At 67.6% G+C, this 17,107-nt stretch carries 22 protein-coding genes, 4 tRNA genes and 1 pseudogene; 18 read left to right on the forward strand and 9 right to left on the reverse strand.

From position 1 onward, the window contains the following. Positions 1-61: 61 nt before the first annotated feature. The gene (locus ACTWQA_RS38585) at positions 62-1,255 is read right to left on the reverse strand and encodes an ABC transporter substrate-binding protein (RefSeq protein ID WP_443163880.1); all 1,194 of its coding nucleotides are present in this window, start codon (positions 1,253-1,255) and stop codon (positions 62-64) included. Positions 1,256-1,609: 354 nt separating this feature from the next. Between ACTWQA_RS38585 and ACTWQA_RS38590 the strand changes: the two genes are divergently transcribed. Beyond that, positions 1,610-2,458, forward strand: coding sequence for a DeoR/GlpR family DNA-binding transcription regulator (locus tag ACTWQA_RS38590; protein ID WP_443163881.1), 849 nt, complete (start codon positions 1,610-1,612; stop codon positions 2,456-2,458). 148 nt (positions 2,459-2,606) lie between these two features. On the opposite strand, the gene ACTWQA_RS38595 is transcribed toward ACTWQA_RS38590, so the two are convergent. The 5 genes from ACTWQA_RS38595 to ACTWQA_RS38615 all read right to left on the reverse strand — a co-directional run bounded on the left by ACTWQA_RS38595 (position 2,607) and on the right by ACTWQA_RS38615 (position 4,779). Next, positions 2,607-2,816: a barstar family protein gene (locus tag ACTWQA_RS38595; RefSeq protein ID WP_443164009.1), complete on the reverse strand. Its 210-nt coding sequence runs from the start codon at positions 2,814-2,816 to the stop codon at positions 2,607-2,609. Positions 2,817-2,963: 147 nt separating this feature from the next. Further along, a tRNA-Phe gene (locus ACTWQA_RS38600) sits at positions 2,964-3,037 on the reverse strand. 5 nt (positions 3,038-3,042) lie between these two features. Beyond that, positions 3,043-3,117, reverse strand: a tRNA-Asp gene (locus tag ACTWQA_RS38605). An 89-nt stretch (positions 3,118-3,206) separates the two neighbouring features. Continuing rightward, positions 3,207-3,279 (reverse strand) — tRNA-Glu (locus ACTWQA_RS38610). Then, positions 3,280-4,779 (reverse strand): metallophosphoesterase family protein, encoded by a 1,500-nt coding sequence (locus tag ACTWQA_RS38615; RefSeq protein WP_443163882.1) that lies wholly within the window; start codon positions 4,777-4,779, stop codon positions 3,280-3,282. A gap of 93 nt (positions 4,780-4,872) precedes the next feature. Between ACTWQA_RS38615 and ACTWQA_RS38620 the strand changes: the two genes are divergently transcribed. Together ACTWQA_RS38620 and ACTWQA_RS38625 are read left to right on the forward strand one after the other, a co-directional pair. Next, a complete protein-coding gene (locus ACTWQA_RS38620; RefSeq protein WP_371825932.1) occupies positions 4,873-5,223 on the forward strand; it encodes a metallopeptidase family protein in 351 nt (116 codons plus the stop codon). Between the two features lie 109 nt (positions 5,224-5,332). Then, positions 5,333-6,622, forward strand: coding sequence for an MFS transporter (locus ACTWQA_RS38625; RefSeq protein ID WP_443163883.1), 1,290 nt, complete (start codon positions 5,333-5,335; stop codon positions 6,620-6,622). Here ACTWQA_RS38625 and ACTWQA_RS38630 read toward each other — a convergent pair. Continuing rightward, a complete protein-coding gene (locus ACTWQA_RS38630; RefSeq protein ID WP_305923233.1) occupies positions 6,617-6,913 on the reverse strand; it encodes a PspC domain-containing protein in 297 nt (98 codons plus the stop codon). The genes ACTWQA_RS38625 and ACTWQA_RS38630 overlap by 6 nt on opposite strands. Before the next feature lie 93 nt (positions 6,914-7,006). Here ACTWQA_RS38630 and ACTWQA_RS38635 point away from each other — a divergent pair, with 93 nt between their 5' ends. Both ACTWQA_RS38635 and ACTWQA_RS38640 read left to right on the forward strand, forming a co-directional pair. Continuing rightward, a complete protein-coding gene (locus tag ACTWQA_RS38635) occupies positions 7,007-8,161 on the forward strand; it encodes an acyl-CoA dehydrogenase family protein (RefSeq protein WP_443163884.1) in 1,155 nt (384 codons plus the stop codon). Between the two features lie 213 nt (positions 8,162-8,374). Then, positions 8,375-8,450, forward strand: a tRNA-Lys gene (locus ACTWQA_RS38640). 102 nt (positions 8,451-8,552) lie between these two features. Here ACTWQA_RS38640 and ACTWQA_RS38645 read toward each other — a convergent pair. Both ACTWQA_RS38645 and ACTWQA_RS38650 read right to left on the reverse strand, forming a co-directional pair. Next, complete coding sequence (locus ACTWQA_RS38645; RefSeq protein WP_443163885.1) at positions 8,553-9,929, reverse strand: tyrosine-type recombinase/integrase; 1,377 nt, start codon at positions 9,927-9,929, stop codon at positions 8,553-8,555. Continuing rightward, positions 9,895-10,248, reverse strand: a complete 354-nt coding sequence (locus ACTWQA_RS38650) for a hypothetical protein (protein WP_443163886.1) — start codon at positions 10,246-10,248, stop codon at positions 9,895-9,897. Before ACTWQA_RS38650 ends, ACTWQA_RS38645 begins: the two co-directional genes overlap by 35 nt. Positions 10,249-11,087: 839 nt before the next feature. Between ACTWQA_RS38650 and ACTWQA_RS38655 the strand changes: the two genes are divergently transcribed. From ACTWQA_RS38655 to ACTWQA_RS38715, 13 genes and pseudogenes are all read left to right on the forward strand, one after another. Further along, positions 11,088-11,552, forward strand: coding sequence for a helix-turn-helix domain-containing protein (locus tag ACTWQA_RS38655; protein ID WP_443163887.1), 465 nt, complete (start codon positions 11,088-11,090; stop codon positions 11,550-11,552). A gap of 101 nt (positions 11,553-11,653) precedes the next feature. Further along, positions 11,654-11,833: pseudogene (locus ACTWQA_RS38660) on the forward strand (BldC family transcriptional regulator); the annotation flags it as partial. Between the two features lie 158 nt (positions 11,834-11,991). Beyond that, on the forward strand, positions 11,992-12,507 hold the full coding sequence (locus ACTWQA_RS38665) for a hypothetical protein (RefSeq protein WP_443163888.1): 516 nt from the start codon (positions 11,992-11,994) through the stop codon (positions 12,505-12,507). Beyond that, positions 12,504-12,866: a hypothetical protein gene (locus ACTWQA_RS38670; protein WP_443163889.1), complete on the forward strand. Its 363-nt coding sequence runs from the start codon at positions 12,504-12,506 to the stop codon at positions 12,864-12,866. Before ACTWQA_RS38665 ends, ACTWQA_RS38670 begins: the two co-directional genes overlap by 4 nt. After that, a complete protein-coding gene (locus ACTWQA_RS38675) occupies positions 12,863-13,258 on the forward strand; it encodes a hypothetical protein (RefSeq protein ID WP_443163890.1) in 396 nt (131 codons plus the stop codon). The genes ACTWQA_RS38670 and ACTWQA_RS38675 overlap by 4 nt, the downstream gene beginning before the upstream one ends. Continuing rightward, entirely contained in the window at positions 13,255-13,533 is a 279-nt protein-coding gene (locus ACTWQA_RS38680; protein ID WP_443163891.1) for a hypothetical protein, read from the forward strand. Before ACTWQA_RS38675 ends, ACTWQA_RS38680 begins: the two co-directional genes overlap by 4 nt. Then, positions 13,533-13,754: a hypothetical protein gene (locus ACTWQA_RS38685; RefSeq protein WP_443163892.1), complete on the forward strand. Its 222-nt coding sequence runs from the start codon at positions 13,533-13,535 to the stop codon at positions 13,752-13,754. Before ACTWQA_RS38680 ends, ACTWQA_RS38685 begins: the two co-directional genes overlap by 1 nt. Then, complete coding sequence (locus ACTWQA_RS38690; RefSeq protein ID WP_443163893.1) at positions 13,751-14,773, forward strand: YqaJ viral recombinase family nuclease; 1,023 nt, start codon at positions 13,751-13,753, stop codon at positions 14,771-14,773. Before ACTWQA_RS38685 ends, ACTWQA_RS38690 begins: the two co-directional genes overlap by 4 nt. Next, positions 14,773-15,732 carry a recombinase RecT gene (locus ACTWQA_RS38695; protein WP_443163894.1) on the forward strand — a complete coding sequence of 320 codons (960 nt, stop codon included), beginning with the start codon at positions 14,773-14,775 and terminating at the stop codon, positions 15,730-15,732. The genes ACTWQA_RS38690 and ACTWQA_RS38695 overlap by 1 nt, the downstream gene beginning before the upstream one ends. 112 nt (positions 15,733-15,844) lie before the next feature. Beyond that, a complete protein-coding gene (locus ACTWQA_RS38700) occupies positions 15,845-16,126 on the forward strand; it encodes a hypothetical protein (RefSeq protein WP_443163895.1) in 282 nt (93 codons plus the stop codon). Further along, complete coding sequence (locus tag ACTWQA_RS38705) at positions 16,119-16,340, forward strand: helix-turn-helix domain-containing protein (RefSeq protein ID WP_443163896.1); 222 nt, start codon at positions 16,119-16,121, stop codon at positions 16,338-16,340. Before ACTWQA_RS38700 ends, ACTWQA_RS38705 begins: the two co-directional genes overlap by 8 nt. Continuing rightward, the gene (locus ACTWQA_RS38710) at positions 16,340-16,639 is read left to right on the forward strand and encodes a hypothetical protein (protein WP_443163897.1); all 300 of its coding nucleotides are present in this window, start codon (positions 16,340-16,342) and stop codon (positions 16,637-16,639) included. Before ACTWQA_RS38705 ends, ACTWQA_RS38710 begins: the two co-directional genes overlap by 1 nt. Next, positions 16,636-17,073 (forward strand): hypothetical protein, encoded by a 438-nt coding sequence (locus ACTWQA_RS38715; protein WP_443163898.1) that lies wholly within the window; start codon positions 16,636-16,638, stop codon positions 17,071-17,073. The genes ACTWQA_RS38710 and ACTWQA_RS38715 overlap by 4 nt, the downstream gene beginning before the upstream one ends. Positions 17,074-17,107: the final 34 nt, after the last annotated feature.

A 17,107-nucleotide genomic window follows, 5' to 3' on the forward strand; every position in this document is an offset into this window, starting at 1 on the left:
GGGGACTGCTTGGGGTCCTGCTGTGGTCCTGCCACCTGCTCCAACCTCTTCCAACGGGTGATCAAACTACCCGCGGCTGATAGGTGTTTCGGACCGGGACTGGTTCATTAGCTCTGACGCGGATGGGCAACCCCACGAACTCGTTGGCGGGATACCCCGCCTTGTAGATGTCGAAGGCCGTCTTGAACAGCGGGTCACTCTTGCTGAAGTCCGGCTCGGCCGTCTTGTTGCCAGGGAAGCCGTTCGCCAACGTGCTCAGCTGCGCATTCGCCTGCTTGTTCATCAAGAACTGGACCAGCTTGAACGCCTCGGTCTTGTGTTCCGAGGACTCGGCGACGCCGATGCCCCAGGACGCGTACGGGATGCCGCGCTTGCCGGTGTAGCTGTCCTCGGCCGGGACCGGCACCACCGTGAAGTCCAACTTGGGATTGTTCTTCTTGATCAGCGTGATGTGGGCCAAGGAATCGATCACCATGCCGACCTGACCGGTGGAGAACTTCTCGACCTTGTCCTGCTCTTTCATGGTGAGTGCTCCGGGCGAGATGACGCCCGCGTCGTTCAGGCTCTTGACGTACTCCACGGTGCTCTTGACGCCTTGGCCGGTCAGATCGGGCTTCCCGTCCTTGGTGAGCATGCTGCCGCCCGATGCCCACAGCCATGACATCACGTCATTCTGGACGCCGTTGGGAACAGCGGTGTCGAGTGGCAGGGCCCAGCCTTTGACGTTGCCGCCAAGTGCGCTGATCTTCTTGGCCGCCTCCAAGAACTCCGTGCGCGTGCTCGGAGGCGTCTTGATCCCCGCCTTCGAGAGCAGATCGTTGTTGACGAACAGGGGGTAGACGAAGTTCACGACGGGGATCATGTAGGTCTTCCCCTTGACCTGTATCTGGCTCGCGAGCTGGCTTGAGTCGTACTTCGCAGCTGCCATGAGCTCGGACAGGTCAGCGATGGCACCCTGCTTGGCGAAGTCGCTCACCCATGCACCGTCGAGGCCCACAACATCAGGCAGCGTCCTCGACGCCGCTCCGGACACCAACTGCTGCTTCGTGGACGCGTACGGACCACTCAACAGCTTGACCTTGATGGTCGGGTTCTGCGCGGTGAATTCCGACATGAGCTTGTCGAACGATCCCGCCGGCAGCTCCGGCGCCCACCACTGCGCAAACTCCAGCGTGACGGTCCCGTCCCCGCTTGATCCCGCGCTTGATCCCGAGTTAGAACCACACCCCACGACCGTGGCGCCGATCACCGCCACCGCCATCACCCCGAGTAGTCGCCTTGTCCGGCCCTGCAACCGGGTGCTGCCTCCGGTCATCGCGACCTCCTTGCTGTGCAGGTGTTACCGCTCTTTGCCGATTTCCGCCACATTAACAACGCATCACGCGATCCTACAAGACCTAGTACCGCAGAATCCGGCTATAAACCGCACAGTTCGGCACACAACAGAAGAGGTGTGCTAACAGAGGAGACCTCTGTCGGCCAGCCTTCCTGGAGTGGCAGCATCTTGCCCGGAAGGAGCAGGGATATGCGGTAGTCTGCAGTTCTAGGCCGGTGTTACTCCTCTGTTGCGTTGGTCTGTAGCGCAACTACCGCAGAGATGGGAGGGTCAGTGACTCTTGACGAAGAGGATCGGCAGCGTCGTCTACCTGCAGGACGTAAAGCCCAACTGGCGGCATACGTCGCAGAGGCCGGGCAGGTCACGGTCAGCGCACTCGCAGAGCGCTTCGGCGTCTCCATCGACACGATCCGGCGGGACTTGGACCAGCTCAGCGCCGACGGCGTCTTGGTCCGCACCTATGGCGGAGCGGTCAGTCAGTCGACCCTTTCCCGGGTCGACCGGGCCGTGGACGTGCGGCTCAAGATGGAAGAACGCGAGAAGGAGAAGATTGCGGTACTTGCCGCGTCACTGGTCAAAGATGGGTCAGTCGTCATGATGAACGGCGGTACGACTACGCTTGCCGTGGCCCGGAACCTGCGCGACCATCGGGACCTGACAGTGGTGACGAACAGTCTGCTCGTGCCCCCGGCACTGTCGCCCTCAGCCGTCCGCGACGTGTACTTCTTCGGCGGCGCAGTCCGCACTCTCACGCTGACCACCATCGGCCCCGTCAGCTTCCAGGCGTCCGACGGAAGCGAGCTGGACATCAGCTGCGATCTGGCGTTGATCGGGGTCGGCGCCGTTTCAGCGGCCGCCGGGTACACGACGAGCAACCTCGCCGAGGCGGCGATGATGCGAGAGATGATCTCTCGGGCGGCGCGCGTGGCGATCCTGGCTGACTCGTCCAAGTTCGGTCGCCGGCTCTTCGCCCAGGTGTCCGAACTCGGGGGCGCCGACTACCTCGTCACAGACTCCACCCCACCGCTTGATCTTTTGGACGCACTGACGGAGAACGAGGTAGAACTGATCACGCCGGAAACCGTCGAAGACGCCTCTGAAGGCAATCAAGATCCCCACTAGTTCGGGTGACGAGCAGGTGGTGGCCTGTCCGGGTGCCGATTCGTGTCATGGCCGGTCAGTTCGCGGCAGCCGAGAACACCGCCCACCTGGTCCTGACCGCTGCCCGGAAGCTCCAGAAATGACCGGATGACTCGCGTGACTCACAACATCACTGGCCGTTCCCCGTGACAGGAGAACGGCCAGTTAAGGACCGCAGGCAGTCGTCCAGCGCATCGAGATTCCGGCCGAAGTAGCCGCCAGGCCCGTTGATCGCCTCTCCCATCGCCCGGTAGAAGGCGACCTCATCAGTGATGTGGGGGGCGAACTGTCCGAAGCGCCCTGGGCAACACCGTACCGTGATCCGGATCCTTCGCCGCAGGCCAAGGAGGTAACCACACGAGCATCAGCCTGCCATGGACGGGCCCAGCAGCAGGGGCGGCGACGCTGTTGTCAGTGTTGTTGTCACAGACACAAAAACGCCCCGGAGCGATCTTCGCTTCGGGGCATCTTGGCTGGTCAGTTGCTGTGGTCAGGGGCGGGGTCGAACCGCCGACCTTCCGCTTTTCAGGCGGACGCTCGTACCAACTGAGCTACCTGACCTAGAGCGGTCCTGACGGGACTTGAACCCGCGACCTCCACCTTGACAGGGTGGCGAGCACTCCAAACTGCTCTACAGGACCTTGCGTTTCGTGCTGTTTGCGCTCGCTTAGCTTACCAGCTCTGCGGTGGTCTTCGACCAGCCGTTTCGCGGTGCGCTAGGCGCTCGCAGTGCCCCCAACGGGATTCGAACCCGTGCCGCCGCCTTGAAAGGGCGGTGTCCTAGGCCGCTAGACGATGGGGGCTCAGGATTCCCTGCCGCCTTCCGTCGGAGACCTCTGAAGCATAGGGGACGATTGCCTCTGATGCCAAAGTGGCGGACCGGCGTTCGGCGATGGCGTGCCGCTGACCGATCCCGTTGGCGACGGGGCGTTCGTTGGCTCTGGGGAAATCATACGATGTGGGTCGGGCTCCACGTGACGCTGGATGTACACCGACTGCTCCCCCAGCCCGCCCAGCGTGATGTCGTCCCACGCCTGCAGACGTTTGGTCTCCTTGTCGAAGTACAGGACCGAGGCCTGGACCGGGGTGGGCTGGGCGTGTTCGAGGGCGCGCAGGCCGGCGCCCCCGGTGGAGCCCTGGATGAGCATGCGGGTGCCGGACGGCAGCATGGTCGTCTTACGTTCATGGGTGTGGCCGGCGAGGATCATGGGCGCGGCGCCGCTGAAGCCCTTGCCGACGTCCGGGTCGTGTACGGCCACCACGTCGGCCTTGCCGACCTTGGCGAGGTGAGCGCGGGCGAATCGCGCCAGAGTCGCCGGGTTCGAGTCGACGGCCACCGACAGGTCAGGGGTGAAGCGGGGATCGCCCAGGCCGTAGATGGACAGGCCGGCCACTGTTTGGGTCTTGTTGTCCAGGACCACGGCGTTCTTCTGCTTCTCGACCGCTTTCTGGGTGGTCATGGAGTCGTGGTTGCCGCGTACGTACACGTACGGGACCCCGAGGCGGCCGATCTCGTCGAGGAACTTGTTCTCAGCCTTGGTGCCATGGTCGGAAATATCGCCCGAGTCGATGATCAGGTCCACGGCGAACTGGTCCTTGAGCGAGCGGATGACGTTCCAGGCGATCGGGTTGATGTGGATATCGGAGACATGGAGGACCCGGATGGATCTAGGGTCGGCGTCGTACAGGGGGAGGGTGGAGACCGTGTCGTAGAGCTTTGAGACGTTCGTCACAAGTTTGGTGAGCTGGGACCGGTACGACTCGAAACGCGTCACGATCGCCTCCGCGCTGCCCACCAGAGACGGCGCGGCGGCGACCAGGCCCGAATAGCGGGGCTCCACGAGCGAGTTCGGGCGGAAGGTGAGCGCGGCGAGCGCGGCGGTCCCGGTGAGCGCCACCGAGGCCGCCAGGAGGCCCAGCAGCGCCACGCGCGGGCGTCTGAACACCATCAGGACCGCGAGCAGCGCCCCGGCGCCGGCGCACAGGAGCGAGCGGATGGCGAGGGCCCGCACGCCGTCCAGCAGATCGCTCTCGATGAGCTGGGGCAGCCGGTCGGCCAGGCGCGGATCCTCGATGAAGGCCCTCGCGCGCTGCTGGTCGATGTTCTCGAGCGTGATGCGCAGCCGCAGCGGCGCGTCGTGGGTGCGGAACGTGAGCGTGCCGAGCGGGCTGGCGTCCACGACCGTCTCGCCGTTCCAGGCCGGCCGGAGGGACATGCCGGTCTCGACGGGACCCACCTGAGCACGTACGGTGCCGCTGAAGAAGATCCCCAGCCACGCGCCCACGGCGGCCACGAGCAGCACCGCCGCCACCCTCGACGGCCTCGATCGAAGGATTGCCGTTGACCTGTGGAGAAACTTCATATGGTTTCTTGCTTACCTGACCGTCGGGGCAGAATGGCAGGTGTGATCGAGGTATCGCGGGAGAAGTTCGAGGAACTCGTGGCCGAAGCGTTGGACACGATTCCCGCCGACCTCGCGGCAGCCATGAGCAATGTCGTCGTCGTTGTGGTCGATGATCCGCCGGAGCCCCACCTGCTCGGCCTGTACACCGGTGTCCCCCTCACCGAACGCGGCGACTGGTACTCAGGAGTCCTGCCCGACCGCATCGAGATCTACCGCAATCCCATCTGCCAAATTTGCGATTCCGAGGACGACGTGATCGACGAGGTGCGCATCACGGTCGTGCACGAGGTCGGGCACCACTTCGGGATCGATGACGCAAGGCTCCACGAGCTGGGTTGGTAACCCTTTGCCTTGGGTTCGCTTCTTTGGGTTGCGGCTGACATAGTGATCAGGCACCTTAGGTGACATAGCGAACACCCTGAGTCAGGCACATCGGAGTCCAATGGGGGCCATGCGGGCGCGACGGGCGCCGGGACGGCATCGACGTGCGGACCTACACCAAGCCACTTATCGGGAAGTCATCGCCATCCGGGAGTTCCGGGCACTCTGGTACGGCCAGGGCCTGTCGCTCCTCGGCGACCAGCTCGCGCAGGTCGCCCTCGCCGTGCTGGTCTACAACCGCACGCACTCGGCCCTGGCCACGGCGAGCGTCTACGCGCTGACGTACCTTCCCTCGATCGTCGGCGGCCCGCTGCTGGCGGGGCTTGCGGACCGGTTCCCGCGCCGGGCCGTCATGCTGACCTGCGATCTGCTGCGAGCAGGGCTGGTGGCCGTGATGGCGGTGCCCGGCATACCGTTCTGGGCGTTGTGCACGCTGGTGTTCCTCGTGGTGCTGCTCAGCGCGCCGTTCTCGGCCGCGCGGGCGGCGTTGCTGCCGGAAATCCTGGCAGGCGACAGATACGTCATCGGCTCGGCCCTCCAGAACATGACGAACCAGGCCGTTCAGATGCTCGGTTTCGCGGCGGGCGGAGCGATGATCGCCACGATGGGCCCGTACCGGGCACTCGCCCTCGACGCGGCGACGTTCCTCGGCTCCGCGCTGATCCTGATTTCCGGCGTCCGCCGCCGGCGCGCCGCCCACGACGACGGCTCGAAGCCGTCCATGTGGACCATGACCAGGGCGGGAGCCAGGCTCGTCTTCGGGTCGAGGAAGCTGCGGACGCTCGTTCTGTTCGCCTGGTTGTGCGGCTTCTATGTGCTCCCCGAAGGCATCGCCGTGCCGTACGCGGCCAAGCTCTACACGGGCACCTTGCCGGTCCCCGTGATCACCGGGCTGCTCATGGCGGCCATGCCGACCGGGACGGTGGTGGGGGCGTTCCTTTTCAGCAGGTTCGTGTCACCGCCGGGGCGGCTGCGGCTCATGGGCTGGATGGCCATGCTGAGCTGCGCGCCCCTGGTCGTGACCGCGATGCGGCCGTCGCTGGCCGTGGTGCTGGCGGCGTGGTTTCTGTCGGGGATCGGCGGGGCGTACCAACTCGCGGCCAATGCCGCCTTCGTCCAGTCCGTTCCGCCCGAACGTCGCGCCCAGGCGTTCGGGATCGTGCAGTCGGGCCTGATGGCCGTCCAGGGGATCGGGATCTTGGTGGGTGGGTTCGCGGCGGAGAGACTCGGTCCTGAGCCGGTGGTCGCGCTGGCCGGGATCACCGGGGTCACCTGCGCGGCCGCGCTCGCCATGGTCTGGACCGAGTCTCGGGGGGACAAGACCGCCCGGGTGCCTGCCCGGGCCGTGGCCTCATCATGACTGGGGCTTGTGCTCGCCGCTCCAGTCGGTGCTCGTGCCGCGGTTCTGCGACTTGCTGATCAGGTCCTGCACGATCGAGGTGTCGCTGTGCTCGTCCGGCATGAGGAGCCAGCCGATCGCGTAGACACCCACGCCCAGGCCGCCGAACAGCGTCGCGATCGCCAGCGCGATGCGGATCATGTTCGCGTCGATGCCGACGTACTCCCCGATGCCGGAGCAGACGCCCGCGACGATCCGGCCCTTCTCGGTGCGGCGGAGTTTCTTGACGTTGTGCTCGTGGTATTCGCTCATGTCTCAAGACTGCCCGCGTACCCGGTGTTAGCACATCGGGATTCCCCCTGGTAGAACCCTGGTAACCCCTTACGTGTAAGGAGAGGATCCGAGATGGACGACCTGCTTCGCCTCGACGAGCGGCTCAACGCCGACCAGCGGCTGATCCGCGACACGGTCAGATCCTTCGTCTCCGACCGCATCCTCCCGCACGTCGGGGACTGGTTCGAGGAGGCCACCTTCCCGGCGCGCGACCTCGCGCCCGAGCTCGGCTCGCTCGGCCTGCTCGGCATGCACCTGCAGGGGTACGGCTGCGCCGGAACGGACGCGGTGTCGTACGGCGTGGCCTGCCGGGAGCTGGAGGCGGGCGATTCCGGGCTGCGTTCGTTCGTGTCCGTCCAGGGTTCGCTGGCCATGTTCCCGATCTGGCGGTACGGCTCGGATGAGCAGAAGGATGAGTGGCTGCCCCGGATGTCCGCCGGCGAGGCGATCGGCTGCTTCGGCCTGACGGAGCCGGACCATGGGTCCGATCCAGCCGGCATGCGGACGTACGCCAAGAAAGACGGATCCGACTGGATCCTGAACGGCAGCAAGATGTGGATCACCAACGGCTCGATCGCCGACGTGGCCGTGGTCTGGGCGCAGACCGACGAGGGCATCCGCGGCTTCGTCGTGCCCACGTCCAGCCCCGGCTTCTCCGCCCCCGAGATCCACAAGAAGTTGTCCCTTCGCGCCTCCATCACCTCATCCCTCTACTTCGACGATGTGCGTCTGCCCGAGTCCGCTGTGCTTCCGGGGGTCGTCGGCTTGAAGGGGCCGCTGTCGTGCCTGTCGGAGGCCCGCTTCGGCATCGTGTGGGGCGTGGTGGGCGCCGCGCGCGCGTGCCTGGAGTCGGCCGTCGAGTACGCGAAGACCCGCGTTCAGTTCGACAAGCCGATCGGGGCGTTCCAGCTGACGCAGGAGAAACTGGCCTGGATGTACGTGGGGCTGGCCCAGGCCGGTCTTACCGCGCTGCATCTCGGGGAGCTGAAGGACGCGGGGCGGCTGGAGCCGCGGCAGATCAGCTTCGGCAAGCTGGCCAACGTACGGGCGGCGCTGGACATCGCCCGGCAGGCGCGGTCCATCTTGGGAGGGAACGGGATCACGCTGGAGTATCCGGTGATCAGGCACATGAACAACCTCGAGAGCGTCCTGACGTACGAAGGGACCCAGGAAATTCACACGCTGGTGCTCGGGGAGGCGCTCACCGGGATCGCCGCGTACCGTTGAGCCGGGGTTCTTCGATCCCGGATCTTCACCACGCGTGTGCGCCCGGGGTGTCTCGTTCGGCTCGGGCCCGCGTACCGGGGTGGACCTGGACCTGGACCTGGACGTCGGGTTCTGGTTCGGTCAGGAAACTGATGGCTGCGTCGATCCGTTACTGTGAGGGGCGGGAACCGCGTCGCGTACTGGGCAGTAATCTCTGTACCCTTGCTGTACGTGGGGGCGTTAGCTCAATTGGCAGAGCTGCGGACTTTTAATCCGTAGGTTCCGGGTTCGAGCCCCGGGCGCCCTACCAGCACATCCCTTGGTCAACTAGCCCCCCGGTAAAGATCGGTAACCGGGCTGGCAGACCATTGCCAGACCATCCCGCAAACGATCACGCGTCCCTGAGGACGCATCACGCTTCCCTCCGCCGACGCGGGATGACCGCCACCGTCGCCTCCGCGGCCGCCTCGGCGAGCTCCGGCACGACGCTGGTGTAGATGTCCTGAGTGAAGGCGTACTGCTTGTGCCCGAGGGTCTCCGACACCACCTTCTTGTCCACCTTCGCCAGGAGCATGAACGTCGCCGCGCAGTGACGCAGGTCGTGGAGCCGGATCGGCGGCAGCCCAGCCTGGTTAACGAGCACGTCGAAATGATCGCCGATGTAGTCGATCCTCAGCGGCGCGCCCAGCTCGTCGGTGAACACACGACCGGAGTCGATCCACTTCTCCCCCGCCGCCAGGCGCTCGCGCTTCTGCCGGATCGCCCACGCCTTCAGCAGGCGCACGTTCTCCTCATCCAGAGTCACCGTGCGCCAGCTGGACTCGCTCTTGAGGCTAGCGTCGTCCTCGGCGCCGTCGTCCTCGTCCTCCTCGTCCTCGAGGAGCGCCAGCGCCTTGGTCTCCAGATCGACGTTGGGCCATTCCAGCCCCCACACCTCACCACGGCGCAGACCCCTGGTGGCGACCAGGTGATAGAGCGGATACAGCCGCTCTTCCTCCGCCTCGCAGAAGTCGAGGAACGCACCCGCTATCTGCGGCGTCCACACCATCACCGAGGCGGGACGCTTGCCCGTCTTGCGCCACGCCTCGACGCGGGCCGCGGTCCACACCACCGGCCGCCGGCGCGGCACCTTCGGCAGCTCGACGTGCGGCGCCGGATTGTGCTCGATCAGCTTGCGTTTGTGGGCAGAACCGAGGGCCGAGGAGATCGTGGCGTGGATGCGGCGGATCCGTGCGGGGGTCAGCCGACGGCGCTGCCACAGGCCTGGCCCGTTCTCGCCGTCACGCGTCCAGGTGGCCTTCTTCCGGGCGGCCACCAGCCGCCGCAGCAGCTCGCCGGGCTCTTCGCCGGCGGGCAGGTTGTTGATCTGCCGCATGGCGGCGTACAGCTTCTCCAGATGGCTCTCGCGCAGGTCCACCAGGTTCAGGTGTCCAACGCCGGGCTTGTAGTACAGGTCGATGTGCTCTTGGTAGGAGCGGCGCGTGGACGGCTTGAGACTGGCCTTGCCGTCCAGCCACTCCTGCAGATATACGCCGACCTTGACCTTGCGGTCCGGGACCGGCCTGCCGCTGTCGGCGCCGGTCTCCAGCTTCTTGGCCTCCTGCTCGGCGATGGTCTTGGTCGGGTACGGGCCGGCCCACGGCCGGCGCCGCTTGCCGTCGGGGCCTGGCGGCGCCTCGTAGCGGGCCCACCAGGTGCCGTGGTGGCGTTTGGCGAGATCGGGGCAGCTCTTGCCGAGCTTCTTTCCGTTGGGGTCACGGCAGTTGCAGAGCTTGGCTATATGAGCCATCGTCGTCTCTCCTGCCTGCGATGCGGGTGCGGATGTAGTGAGTGGTTTGGGCCGCGAGGTGTTCGGCGATATGGCGCCGGATGAGTCGACTGTTGACGTAGACGTCGACCTGCTCGGCTTGGAAGTCGACGTCGAACAGGTCGACGTCGCGGGTGCGGTGGTATCTCAGTGCGGGGGGATGCTGGGGGTCGATCAGCTCGGCGAGAATCTTGTGCGCCTGGCCAGCCATGGCATCGAGTGCGGCGATGAGGTGCGGGTCGGTCCCCGAGGTGCGATCGATCCGGAACTCCGTGCGGCCGGGGAAGTGCACGGTGTTCACAGGGCTGCCGATGAGGCAGCAAGGGGGGACGAGGCTGACGGAGATCAGTACAGACATAAGGCACCGACCGCTCTCTGTGCCGGTAAATGACGGGGAGTAACTGAGATGACCGATTCTCACCGTCCGATGCGGGAGCGTCGTGTGTTAGTTCGCACATCACTGCGATTGTTACGTGCGCGTTGCCGGTCAGTAACGGAGTGTCATTCTGTCAGGTGGCGCGCCAAGTCCTCCGCCATCCGTACGAACCGAGCTCGATCCTCCTCGGAAAGTCCTTCGGGAACGGTCACGACTACCGCGGAATCCGCCCCGGCCGGCACCTCTGCCACCTCCACGCCGAGCCACTGAGCCGCCGCCAGCTCGGCCAGCCTCCGAACCGGGACACCCATGCCAGCCGCCAGCGCACGCAATCGCCACAGCTCAGGCGCACGAGGGACACGATCCCTGGCGAGGCTAGCGATCCATCCATGCTGGAGCTGAAAGTTGGTCTCGGGATCGATGGCCCTGTCCGCCAGGCGGCGGGTGCTCTCGTCATGTTCGGTCAGCCAGTCGCGGACGAAGGCACTGAGACGGTCTGCTGGGGTTGCCGGGGCGCTGCCGTGAGTCCCACCACTCGTCGGCATGCTGCTGCTCCTCCTCGCTGGCGGTCGATGATTCGGACATCACCACCCGCACCTCTTTGTACCTGATCGGTAATGCAGTCAACCAGTGAGGCGAGTAAACCAGAACTAACCGGTAAGCGACGCGTGCTGTCTCTAAGAATCTCGGCGAGAGTGCTAGACAGTCGTCGGCAACGGTCGGTACTGTGCGATTAATCGCACGACAGAAAGCAAAGGCAACCGATGACCGAGTCCTCCCTGACGCCCCGAGATCCGGCCGGACTCCGCGCCGCCATGGCCTCTGCCGGACTCGACACCGTGCGACTAGCCCGAGCTTCAGGCGTTACCAAGCAGTTCCTTTCCCTACTGCTGCGCGGCCACCGCCGATGCAGGCCCAGCACCGCCCAGGCCATCGCAGAGGCCATCGGCAAGCCCGTGGCCAGCCTTTTCACGCCCTTGATGTTCGAAGATTCAAACACCGAAGATGTGGAGCCGCACATGACCACCACCCCCGTACTCCGCGAGGAGGATCCCCTTCTCACCTTCGAGGAAGTGGCCGCACTCGCCCGCGTGCCGGTCAAGACCCTCCGCCACTACCGCGCCATTGGGAAAGGACCCGAATTCTTCCCGATCGGCCGCCGACTGAAGATCCGCGAGAGCAAGGCGCGCGCCTGGATCGAGCAGTTCGAGAATGCCCCGGCCGAGTAACCGGCCTCCGCCTGAAACCGCCGCGGGCCCACCCGACGCAACCGGATGAGCCCGCTGACGACCCCGCCACCTCAACCAAGCCCGAGAAAGGCGCAGAGTTCATGACCAACCGTATCGCGAGCCCGCAAGACGAGCTCACCCCCGGCCAGGTCGCCGACTTGTTCCGGGTGGACCCCAAGACCGTCATCCGCTGGGCCAAGTCCGGACGACTGCCCTGCATCCGCACTATCGGTGGCCACCGACGTTTCCGCCGCGCCGACGTCGACGCCGCGCTCGCCGGCAAGCAGCTGCACGTCCTGGCGCTGACCGACGCCGAGCTGCAGGCCGCCGTCGACATGCTCGCCGAGGTGTTGGATCGCGCCTGGCAGCTCCCGCTCACCGACGACGAGGCCGCTCCGCTGCGCACACTGCTCGACGCGCTGACGGGTGGTGAGGCCAAGTGAGCTACATCGACCGCACCACCCGCATCCTGGCCACCCTCGCGCACCTGGCCGCTGTGCGTACCGGGTCCGAGGGCGCCGTCCTCTACCACGCCCTCTACGCCACGCTCCTGGCCGTCGAGCTGCGCCTGGCCCCTGGCGACGCCGACGACCGCGCCGCCGACCCCGCGTGGGACGAGGCCGAACGCGCCATCAACGACCGCGCCCGCGCGCTGATCGACCAGGCCCGCCGCGCCATCCGCGCCGCTGAGCACGCCCACGACGGCGAGTGGACGCCCGCCGACGGCGACACCGTCACCTGGAACGGCCACGACGGGACCTGGATCGTCCGCGGCTGGGAGGACGACGACACCGTCTGGATCCACCGCCCCGACGTACGCATGGTGCCCGCCATCGGCCGCAACGGCGGCGGCATGGTCGACCTCGCCGGATGGCGGGACGAGCCCGAGCACGAGGAGCTGGTCTCGATCGCCGCCCTCCGCCCCGCCGAGCAGCCCGCGACGGTGACGCGATGACCGCCCCCACCATGCGCCACCGGCAGCAGATCGCCGCCGCCGCGCTCGCCAACCTGCTCACCCACCCCGTGCCCGACTCCTTCTCCTGGCACATCAACCGGGAGGGCGTGATCGAGGCCATGCCCGCTGTGGGGCCTTCCCTGGACGTGACCCGCGTCATCCTCCACCAGTGGGCCGCGCTGCTCGACGACGCGCAGTGGAGCGTCAAGCCCCACAGCGAGACCCGGCGCAGGCTCATCGTCGAGGGGACGTGGATCGGCCAGAAGGTGCGGATCTGGGAGCTGATCCCCATCGACGGGCCGGACCTGGCCGAGCTGTCCGCCCGCCCCGAGCTCGACACCGTGGCAGGTGCGCAATGACGGATCTGTACTTGGACACGTACGAGCCGCGAAGTGGCGAGTACACGCGGCAGGTGGCGGCGGGGCTGGCCGAGTGCGTGCGCGTGCTCGACCACCACACCATGGACGCCGAGGCCCTGCCGTACCCGAGCACCATCTACGACGTCCTCGGCTCCCTGCACGCTGCTACCGCCGGACTCGACCAGCTACTCCGGCAGCTCGACGCCCGGCTGGCCGCGCAGGCCACCTCCGGCCGTCTCGCGGACACTCGCGACGACGCTCGAAACTCCGCGGCCCGGGCCAGGCACGGCGTAGCGGCAGCCCGGCGGGCCGCTGCCCAGCTCACCGACCACCTGAACTATGCGTTCCAGGCCACCTCCAGCCTCTACCTGCGTGAGGACGGTGGCCAGTGAACAGCAACCAGCAGGCCGCGCCGTCGCCTGTCCACACGGTCACGGAGTACGGCATCCGCTACACCCAGATCAGCCGCGCCCCTGGGGACCCTCGCCTCAAGCGCCGCATCAAGTACAAGCTGTGCAGCCCCGCCACCGCCGCCGAGAAGCTGGTGGAGGTCCGGGCCTGGCAGGAGAACGAGCCGCTGTGCCCCGTGGTGGACGCGGTCGTCGTCACCCGCACCGTCACGTACGGCGCCTGGACCGTACCGGCCGACGCCAGGGGTGGTGCGTGATGGCCGGCCGCAGCACGGCGCCCATCAGCATCCGCAGCAGCGATCCCGGCGTGGGCATCCGCCTCACCATCACCTGGGAGATCAACGACGGGCTGTCGGTCGAGCAGGCCGCGCGCCTGTGCGAGCTCGACGCCGCCAAGGTCCTGCCCGTGGTGCGCGGCAAGCGGCCGGTCCTGGTGACGGCCGAGCCGTGCGCGATCAGGCCGGAGGTGACCCGGTGACCGCCACCATGCCCGAGACCGGGCAGCTGTTCACGCCGACCGCCCAGCTCGTGCTCCCAGCAGACGCGTCGCGCGAGGAGTGGCTGGCCGCGCGGCGGCGCGGGATCGGCGGGTCGGACGCGCTGGCCGTGCTCGGGCTCTCGCCGTACGGGTCGCGCTACAGCGTGTGGGCCGAGAAACGGGGCCTGCTGCGCCCCAAGGATGACAACGAGGCCATGTACTGGGGCCGCAAGCTGGAGCCGATCCTCGCCGAGGAGTTCACCGAGCGCACCGGCATCCCCACCCAGACCTGCGGACTCCTTCAGCATGTCGAGCGGGCCTGGCAACTGGCCAGCGTGGACCGGCTGAGCGCGGACGACGGCATCGTGGAGATCAAGACCACGTCGGCATACAAGGCAGCGGACTGGGACGAGGAGCAGGTCGCGGACGCTGCCGAGGCCCAGCTGCAGCACTACTTCGCGGTCACCGGCAAGGAGCACGGCTACGCCGTCGTCCTGATCGGCGGGCAGCGGCTGGAGATCCGGCACGTTCACCGTGACGAGCGGCTCATCAAGGTGATGGTCGAGGCCGAGGCCGAGCTGTGGCAGATGGTCCTCGACGGCACCGCGCCCGCGATGGACGGCAGCGCCGCCTCGCTGCGCGCGCTCAACGAGCTGTACCCGACCGCCGGCGGCCGCAAGGTGGCGCTCGACGCCCAGACGGTCGCCACGCTGCGCCGCTACGCCGGCTGGGCGGAGGAGGCCACCGCGCTCAAGAAGGCCAAGGACGCTGCCAAGGCCGACGTGTGCGGCGAGCTGAAGGACGCCACCGTCGGCACCTGGATCGGCCAGGACGTCGTCACCTGGAAGAACACCGGCGACTTCAACGCCGAAGCCTTCACCGCCGCGCACCCCGACGTGGCCGCCGCCTGCCAGAAGACGGTCCTCGACGAGAAGGCCGTCAAGACACTCCACCCCGACCTGTACGCGGCCTACCGCGGCCGCCGCTTCCACGTCGTCAAGAAGGGACTCGCAGCCTGATGGGACGCAACCTCGCCGCCCGGGCCGAGCAGGCCCGCGGCCAGATCGAAAAGAAGCCGGCCACCCTCATCGAGCAGATCCGAGAGATGCAGCCGCATTACCAGCTCGCGATGCCCAAGGGCGCCGAGGCGGCCCAGCTCGTGCGCGACGCGATGACGTGCCTGCGCACCACGAAGAAGCTGGACCAGTGCGAGGCCGACAGCGTCCTGGGCGGCCTCATGACCCTCGCCCAGCTCGGCCTGCGGCCCGGCGTCGGCGCGCTCGGCCACGGCTGGCTGATCCCGTTCTGGGACTCCAACGCCGGGCCGAAGAACGCGCAGGGCAACCCGATGGGCGCCTACCGCGCCCAGCTCATCATCGGCTACCAGGGGTACGCCGAACTGGCCTACCGGACCGGCCGCGTGCTGAACATCGCCCCCCGCACCGTCTACCAGTGCGACCGCTTCGAGCTGGAATACGGCCTGGAAGGTGACACCCTGCGGCACGTCCCCTTCCTCGACGGCCCACGCGGCGCAGCCCGCCTGTACTACGCGGTGGCCCGGCTCGTCGGCGGCGGTTACGGCGTCACCGACCCCATGACGCAGGCCGACATGGAATCCCACCGCGACAAGTACGCCATGGCCAAGGGCAAGGACAAGGAGACCGGCGAGACCTTCATCACCGGCCCCTGGCGGGACCACTTCGAGGCCATGGCGCACAAGACGATGGTCCGTCGCCTGGCCAAGCTCCTGCCGAAGTCCACCGAACTCGCCTACGCCCTGGCCGTCGATGAGGGCGTGCGGGTGGATCTGTCGCCGGACACCGCCCCGGACGAGGCCACTGAGCACCCGGTCATCGGTGGCGAGATCGCGCCGGGCGACCAGCAGAGCGCGCTCGAACCGCCGCCGGCCGACGAGGACCCCGACTGGCCGCCGGTACGTCGGCCGGGCAGCGGCGAGGCAGAGAGCGAGGCGTCGTGAAGGGCCGCCACGACCTCATCGAGCAGCTCGCCCGCATGGCCGAGGAAGCCGCCGACGCCGAATACGAGCGCCTGGCCGAGGAGATCGCCGACCAGGCGCTCCGGGAGGGCCAGTGACCACGCCCGGCCGCTACAGCGGCAAACCCAAGCAGCCAGCCGACGTGACGCAGGTCCGCATCATCGGCCCCGCCCACGTGGTCGACCAGGTGCGCGAAGTGCTCGCGCTCGCCGCCGACACGATGCCGGGCTGGCGGATCGCCAACACCTCCCGCCCCCTTCCCGCCCACGCGGGTCGTATCCGCCGCTACGTCGACGTGGAGGTACGCGAGCCGGCCCCGACGCCGAGCGGCCGCTACCGCTACCCCTGCGGCGACGCGGAGGTGCGCGATGCCTGAACCGTACGAGCTGCCGCCCGACACGCCAGAGCTGCTGACCCCCGGTGAGGTGGCGAAGCTGTTCGGTGTCGATCGCAAGACCGTCAGCCGGTGGGGGCAGAACCGGTGGCTCGACTTCATCCAGACGCTGGGCGGCCACCGCCGCTACCACCGCAGTGACGTTCAGGCCGCGCTCCGGGACGGCTTCAGCCCTCGCAAGGGGGGTGGTGCGTGATGGCCACGACGAACGCCGCCGCCAGCATCGCGCCCGTGCTCCGCGAGGCGGCCGACCAGGTGGCCGCGCTCTCGCACGCGCGGGTCGTCCGCAGCGACGTCCACCACGCCCTGCGCCGGGCCGCGGCCTCCTACGGCCTGGCGCAAGAGGCCCTGGTGGAGCTGATCCGCCACCTGCGCGCGGTCGGCCGCCTTGACGTGGTCACCCGCTGGTCCGCACCCCGCAACCGAGACGAGGTGGCCGCCGACCTGCGCGCGGCGGCCGACGCCATCGAGGCAGAGCAGGAGCGATCCCAATGACCGCGCAGTATCCCAACCCCGGCAGCGAGATCCCCGGGCAGCCCGGGTTCGTCGTTGCCACCTGCGGCCACCGGGTCGCGGGCAGCGAGTGGCGGGCCGGATTCCGCACGTGCGAGCGCTGCCCCGCCGCCGCGTGGGCCTCCGATCAGACCACCCCCGCCGCTGACTGCGACTGCACCGCCGATGAGGCCTGCCACGTGTGCGTGCCCTGCGACGTCTGCCGCGACGGCGAGGAGGAGTGCGGGTGCGGCGGCGACGACGGGTTCGACTGCTATTCGTGCAACGGCTCCGGCTATCGCATCCCTGACCATTGCTGCGGCTGCGGCGGCTCGCCGTACTGCGTGAAGTGCCACCGGTGCGAGGCCGCCTGCTTCGGCGACTGCACCTGCCCCGTGACCGTCCGGCTCGCCGACGGCGGCGAGCTCGTCCTGTAGCCCCTCCCCACGGGCGGCTCTCGGGGGGCCGCCC

It is taken from the genome of Nonomuraea sp. 10N515B (genome assembly GCF_052245915.1).
Classification (GTDB): Bacteria; Actinomycetota; Actinomycetes; order Streptosporangiales; family Streptosporangiaceae; genus Nonomuraea.

Bases quoted from the DNA above. Each gene is read 5' to 3' on its own strand.
- ACTWQA_RS38620 (WP_371825932.1), top strand. From the start codon at position 4,873: ATGGCAGGTGTGATCGAGGTATCGCGGGAGAAGTTCGAGGAACTCGTG.
- ACTWQA_RS38685 (WP_443163892.1), top strand. From the start codon at position 13,533: ATGGCCGGCCGCAGCACGGCGCCCATCAGCATCCGCAGCAGCGATCCC.
- ACTWQA_RS38695 (WP_443163894.1), top strand. From the start codon at position 14,773: ATGGGACGCAACCTCGCCGCCCGGGCCGAGCAGGCCCGCGGCCAGATC.
- ACTWQA_RS38705 (WP_443163896.1), top strand. From the start codon at position 16,119: ATGCCTGAACCGTACGAGCTGCCGCCCGACACGCCAGAGCTGCTGACC.
- ACTWQA_RS38670 (WP_443163889.1), top strand. From the start codon at position 12,504: ATGACCGCCCCCACCATGCGCCACCGGCAGCAGATCGCCGCCGCCGCG.
- ACTWQA_RS38655 (WP_443163887.1), top strand. From the start codon at position 11,088: ATGACCGAGTCCTCCCTGACGCCCCGAGATCCGGCCGGACTCCGCGCC.
- ACTWQA_RS38715 (WP_443163898.1), top strand. From the start codon at position 16,636: ATGACCGCGCAGTATCCCAACCCCGGCAGCGAGATCCCCGGGCAGCCC.
- ACTWQA_RS38710 (WP_443163897.1), top strand. From the start codon at position 16,340: ATGGCCACGACGAACGCCGCCGCCAGCATCGCGCCCGTGCTCCGCGAG.
- ACTWQA_RS38675 (WP_443163890.1), top strand. From the start codon at position 12,863: ATGACGGATCTGTACTTGGACACGTACGAGCCGCGAAGTGGCGAGTAC.
- ACTWQA_RS38630 (WP_305923233.1), bottom strand. From the start codon at position 6,913: ATGAGCGAATACCACGAGCACAACGTCAAGAAACTCCGCCGCACCGAG.
- ACTWQA_RS38635 (WP_443163884.1), top strand. From the start codon at position 7,007: ATGGACGACCTGCTTCGCCTCGACGAGCGGCTCAACGCCGACCAGCGG.
- ACTWQA_RS38625 (WP_443163883.1), top strand. From the start codon at position 5,333: ATGCGGGCGCGACGGGCGCCGGGACGGCATCGACGTGCGGACCTACAC.
- ACTWQA_RS38645 (WP_443163885.1), bottom strand. From the start codon at position 9,929: ATGGCTCATATAGCCAAGCTCTGCAACTGCCGTGACCCCAACGGAAAG.